General features: G+C 71.9%; 6 protein-coding genes and 1 pseudogene. All 7 read left to right on the forward strand.

The genetic code is table 11. From position 1 onward, the window contains the following. Positions 1–370: 370 nt before the first annotated feature. Entirely contained in the window at positions 371–451 is an 81-nt protein-coding gene (locus H5J29_RS36595) for a putative leader peptide (protein WP_376768551.1), read from the forward strand. 86 nt (positions 452–537) lie between these two features. Beyond that, complete coding sequence (locus H5J29_RS19200) at positions 538–2220, forward strand: nitrite/sulfite reductase (RefSeq protein ID WP_181782409.1); 1683 nt, start codon at positions 538–540, stop codon at positions 2218–2220. After that, positions 2217–2387 carry an Insertion element protein gene (locus H5J29_RS19205; RefSeq protein WP_181782410.1) on the forward strand — a complete coding sequence of 57 codons (171 nt, stop codon included), beginning with the start codon at positions 2217–2219 and terminating at the stop codon, positions 2385–2387. Before H5J29_RS19200 ends, H5J29_RS19205 begins: the two co-directional genes overlap by 4 nt. Continuing rightward, a complete protein-coding gene (locus H5J29_RS19210; protein ID WP_181782412.1) occupies positions 2384–3085 on the forward strand; it encodes a phosphoadenylyl-sulfate reductase in 702 nt (233 codons plus the stop codon). Before H5J29_RS19205 ends, H5J29_RS19210 begins: the two co-directional genes overlap by 4 nt. Then, the gene (gene cysD, locus H5J29_RS19215) at positions 3082–3981 is read left to right on the forward strand and encodes a sulfate adenylyltransferase subunit CysD (protein ID WP_181782414.1); all 900 of its coding nucleotides are present in this window, start codon (positions 3082–3084) and stop codon (positions 3979–3981) included. Before H5J29_RS19210 ends, cysD begins: the two co-directional genes overlap by 4 nt. Then, on the forward strand, positions 3981–5258 hold the full coding sequence (locus tag H5J29_RS19220; RefSeq protein ID WP_181782416.1) for a sulfate adenylyltransferase subunit 1: 1278 nt from the start codon (positions 3981–3983) through the stop codon (positions 5256–5258). Before cysD ends, H5J29_RS19220 begins: the two co-directional genes overlap by 1 nt. 148 nt (positions 5259–5406) lie before the next feature. Continuing rightward, positions 5407–5506: pseudogene (locus tag H5J29_RS35210) on the forward strand (sirohydrochlorin chelatase); the annotation flags it as partial.

Below are 5506 nucleotides of genomic sequence, written 5' to 3' on the forward strand. Positions count from 1 at the left end.
GGGCGGCGCCGGTTCGGGAGCTTCGGGCATGGGCGCCTTCGGCGCCGGTGTCTCCGGCGCGAGCGCCGCAGGCGGGGTTCCTGGCGGCTGTCCCCGCGTCGAGGGCTCGGGTCGGGTTCGACCAGGTCGGGGTGTTCGGGCGGAGGGTCTCGTACGGGCCGGTGCGCCTCGAGTGTCCCTCCCCGACCTGCGACGACGTCGGGAACGGCCCGACACCCCGGCCCGGCACCCCGACAGGCCCGACACTGGGAACGGCAAGGGCAAACGCAAGGGGAAGGGCCGCGGTCGCGGCTGACACCCGTGTGAGTCCACTCCCACCATGCGGGCGCCGGGTGGCCTTTGGTCCGGACAGCGTGGCACCCTGGGCACCATGACTGCGCTCACCCTGCGCCTCGTGGCACGGCGCCACGTGGACCTGCACCGGGTGAACAGCGCGCTCTGTCGGCGGTAGCACGTCCCGCCCCTGTCATTCCCGGCCGGGCCGACGCCCGAACGTCGTGTCGCGGTGCCCCGCAGAGCCCAGGAGCTCCCACCACCATGCCCACGGACACACCCGCCACGCAGGCACCGAAGCGCAAGCGCGGCGAAGGCCAGTGGAAGCTCGGCCATCGCGAGCCGCTGACCCCGAACGAGCGCACGAAGAAGGACGACGACGGCCTCAACGTCCGCGCGCGGATCGAGAACATCTACGCGAAGCGCGGGTTCGACTCGATCGACCCCGGCGATCTTCGCGGACGTTTCCGCTGGTGGGGCCTCTACACCCAGCGCAAGCCCGGGATCGACGGCGGCCGCACGGCCACGCTGGAGCCCGAGGAGCTCGACGACCGCTACTTCATGCTCCGCGTCCGGTGCGACGGCGGTGCGCTGACCACCGAGCAGCTCCGCGTGCTCGGCGAGATCAGCCAGCAGTACGCGCGGAACACCGCCGACATCACCGACCGGCAGAACATCCAGTACCACTGGATCCGCGTCGAGGACATGCCGGCGATCTGGGAGAAGGTCGAGGGCGTCGGCCTGCTGACGACCGAGGCGTGCGGTGACACCCCGCGCGTCATCCTCGGCTCGCCGGTCGCGGGTATCTCGGCGGACCACCCGATCGACCCCGAACCCGCGATCCGCACCATCCTGGACCGCTACGTCGGCAGCAAGGAGTTCTCGAACCTCCCCCGGAAGTTCAAGAGCGCCATCTCCTGGGAGCAGGACGTCGCGCACGAGATCAACGACATCTCGTTCGTCGGCGTGGACCACCCGGAGCACGGCCCCGGCTTCGACCTCTGGGTCGGCGGCGGGCTGTCCACGAACCCGAAGATCGCGCAGCGGCTCGGGACGTGGGTGCCGGTCGACGAGATCCCGGACGTCTGGGCGGGTGTCATCTCCGTCTTCCGGGACTACGGCTACCGCAGGCTGCGCCACCGCGCCCGGATCAAGTTCCTCATCGCGGACTGGGGCGCGGAGGAGTTCCGCCGCGTGCTCGAGGAGGAGTACCTCGGCCGGAAGCTGATCGACGGGCCCGCCCCCGAGATCCCCGCCGTCCCGATCGACCACGTGGGCGTCCACAAGCAGAAGGACGGGCTCAACTACGTCGGCCTCGCGCCGTCGTCGGGCCGCGTGTCCGGCGACACCCTGGTCGCGCTGGCCAAGGCCGCCGAGACCGCGGGCTCGCAGCGGGTGCGGCTGACGGCGCAGCAGAAGGTCGTCGTGCTCGACGTGCCGGACGCCGCCGTCGAGGCTCTCACCGCCGAGGCCGAGGGCCTGGGCCTGCAGGCGAACCCCTCGCCGTGGCGCCGGTCGACCATGGCGTGCACCGGCATCGAGTTCTGCAAGCTCGCGATCGTCGAGACCAAGGAGCGGGCGATCCGGCTGGTCGCGGACCTGGAGAAGCGGCTCGCGGACGTCCAGGGCGACATCGACACCCCGGTCTCGATCCACCTCAACGGCTGCCCGAACTCCTGCGCGCGCACCCAGGTCGCCGACATCGGCCTCAAGGGCATGATCGTCCGGAACGCCGAGGGCGAGCAGGTCGAGGGCTTCCAGGTCCACCTGGGCGGCGGCCTCGGGCTCGACGCCGGCTTCGGCCGCAAGCTGCGCGGGCTGAAGGTGACCAGCACGGAGCTGGGCGAGTACGTGGAGCGCGTGGTGCGGCACTACGTGGCGCAGCGCGAGCAGGGCGAGCGGTTCGCCCAGTGGGTCCTGCGGGCGGACGAGGCGGACCTCAAGTGACGTCTCGCGTCGTGCCCTACCACTGCCCCTACTGCGGCGAGGAAGATCTCTCCCCCGCCGAGCGTTCCGAGAAGGTGCCCGGTGCCGCGTGGTGGTGTGCGTCCTGTCTGCGCACCTTCGTCGTGACGTTCGTCGGCATCGGGGTCCCGGAAGGAGCCGACTCATGAGTATCGCGCTGGAGACCGACCTCCGTGCCGTCGCCGAGCGGGGCGCCGCCGACCTGGGCCCGGACGCCTCGGCCGAGCAGGTCCTCGCCTGGGCGGCGGAGACCTTCGACTCCCTGATCGTCGCCTCGAACATGCAGGACGCCGTGCTCGTGGACCTGGCCGCCAAGGCCAAGCCGGGCGTCGAGATCCTGTTCCTGGAGACCGGCTACCACTTCGCCGAGACGATCGGCACGCGGGACGCCGTCGAGCAGGTCTACGACGTCTCGATCGTCGACGCCAAGGCCGCCCGGACCGTCGCCGAGCAGGACGCGACCGAGGGGAAGGACCTGTTCGCGCGCGACCCGAACCGGTGTTGTGCCCTGCGGAAGGTCGCGCCGCTGCAGGACACCCTCGCGCGCTACGACGCCTGGGTCACCGGCGTCCGCCGCGTCGAGGCGCCCACCCGGGCGACCACGCCGCTGGTCACCTACGACGAGAAGTTCGGGCTGGTCAAGATCAACCCGATCGCCGCGTGGAGCGACGAGGACATGGCCACGTACATCACCGAGCACGGGATCCTGGTGAACCCGCTGGTCGACGCGGGGTACCCGAGCATCGGCTGCGCCCCCTGCACCGCCAAGCCCCTCCCCGGGGCGGACCCGCGCAGCGGTCGCTGGGCGGGCACGTCGAAGATCGAATGCGGGTTGCACCCCTCATGACCCAGGCTCTCGACGCGCTCGACGCGCTGGAATCCGAGTCCATCCACATCTTCCGCGAGGTCGCGGGCGAGTTCGACCGCCCGGTGATCCTGTTCTCCGGTGGCAAGGACTCCACGCTGCTGGTGCACCTGGCCGTCAAGGCGTTCGCGCCCGCGCCGGTCCCGTTCCCGCTGTTGCACGTGGACACCGGGCACAACTTCGACGAGGTCATCGACTTCCGGGACTCGATCGTCTCCCGGCTCGGCCTCCGGCTCGAGGTCGCTCGCGTGCAGGACTACCTCGACGACGGCAGGCTGGTCGAGCGCGCCGACGGCACCCGCAACCCCCTGCAGACCCAGCCCCTGCTCGACGCGATCGTCGAGAACAGGTTCGACGCCGTGTTCGGCGGCGGCCGCCGGGACGAGGAGCGGGCGCGGGCCAAGGAGCGGATCATGTCGCTCCGGGACGCCTTCGGCCGCTGGGACCCGCGCAAGCAGCGCCCCGAGCTGTGGAACCTCTACAACGGGCGGCACGCCGCGGGTGAGCACGTCCGCGTCTTCCCGATCTCGAACTGGACCGAGCTCGACGTCTGGCGCTACATCCAGCGCGAGGAGATCGAGCTGCCGTCGATCTACTACTCGCACGAGCGCGAGGTCTACCAGCGCGACGGCATGTGGCTGGCCGAGGGGCCGTGGGGCGGGCCGCGCGGCGCGGAGACCCTGGAGCGGCTCTCCGTCCGCTACCGCACGGTCGGCGACGGGTCCTGCACCGGTGCGGTCGAGAGCACCGCGACCACGCTGGACGAGATCATCGCCGAGGTCACCGCCTCCCGGCTCACCGAACGCGGCGCCACCCGGGCCGACGACCGCCTCTCCGAGGCGGCCATGGAAGACCGCAAGCGCGAGGGGTACTTCTGATGGGTAGGGACCTCCTGCGCTTCGCCACGGCGGGCTCGGTCGACGACGGCAAGTCCACCCTCGTGGGCAGGCTGCTGTACGACACGAAGTCCGTGCTGGCGGACCAGATCGAGGCCGTGCAGCGCGCGTCGGTCGACAAGGGGCTGTCCACGCCGGACCTGTCGCTGCTGGTCGACGGCCTGCGCGCCGAGCGCGAGCAGGGCATCACGATCGACGTCGCGTACCGCTACTTCGGCACGCCGGAGCGCGAGTTCGTGCTGGCGGACACCCCCGGGCACGTCCAGTACACCCGCAACACCGTCACCGGCGCGTCCACGGCGGAGCTCGCGGTGCTGCTGGTCGACGCCCGCAACGGGATCGTCGAGCAGACCCGCCGGCACGCCACCGTCCTCGCGCTGCTGCGCGTGCCGCGGCTCGTGCTGGCGATCAACAAGATCGACCTCGTGGAGTACGACGAGGGGATGCTGCGCGCGATCGAGAAGGACTTCACCGGGCTGGCCCGCTCGCTCGGGTTCGCCGACGAGGCCGTGCAGACCATCCCGCTGTCCGCGCTGGTCGGGGACAACGTGGTCGAGCGGTCCGCGCGCACGCCCTGGTACGAGGGGCCCACGCTGCTGGGGCACCTGGAGTCCGTGCCGGTCGTCGGGCCGGAGGCGACCGCGCCGTTCCGGATGCCGGTGCAGTACGTGATCCGCCCGCGCAGCGCCGAGCTGCACGACTACCGCGGCTACGCGGGCCAGGTCGCCTCGGGCACGGTCCGTCCCGGCGACGCGGTGGTGGTCCTGCCCGAGGGGCGCCGGACCACGGTGACCGATGTGGACACCGCCGACGGGCCGCTGGGGTCCGCGGGCGCGGGACGTTCGGTCACCATCCGGCTCGCCGACGACATCGATATCTCCCGCGGCGACATGCTCGTCGCGGCGGACACCGAGCCGCGGGTCACGAACGAGTTCGGCGCGACCCTGTGCTGGCTGGCGGACAAGCCGTTGCGCCCCGGTGCCCGGCTGCTCCTGAAGCACGGCACCCGCACCACGCAGGTCATGGTCGGTGCCCCGGAGGGCCGCATCGACACCGAGACCCTCACCGAGGTCCCGGCGGACACGTTGGAGCTCAACGACATCGGCCTGGTCACCCTGCGCACCGCCGACCCCCTCCCGGTCGACGACTACGCCGACATCCGGGCCACCGGCAGCTTCCTGCTGATCGACCCGCCCACGGGCAACACCCTGGCCGCGGGGCTGGTCGGCACCCCGCTGAACCTCACCCCGGCCGAGTGACCCCGCCACCCCCACCCCGCGAGTCCCCCGTTCCCGACGCGCGAGTCGGACACCACGGCGCGCGAGTCGGACACTCCCGACGCGCGAGTCCCCCACTCTCGACGCGCGAGTCCCACGTTCCCGACGCGCGAGTCGGACGTGGCCGGCCATGAGTCCGATCCTCGTCCCGGTCGCGCACGGGAGTCGGGACCCGCGGTCCGCCGCAGCGGTGCGGGCGTTGGTCGACGAGGTGCGGGTCCGGGCGCCCG

The organism is Pseudonocardia pini (genome assembly GCF_013870575.1).
Lineage (GTDB): Bacteria > Actinomycetota > Actinomycetes > Mycobacteriales > Pseudonocardiaceae > Pseudonocardia > Pseudonocardia pini.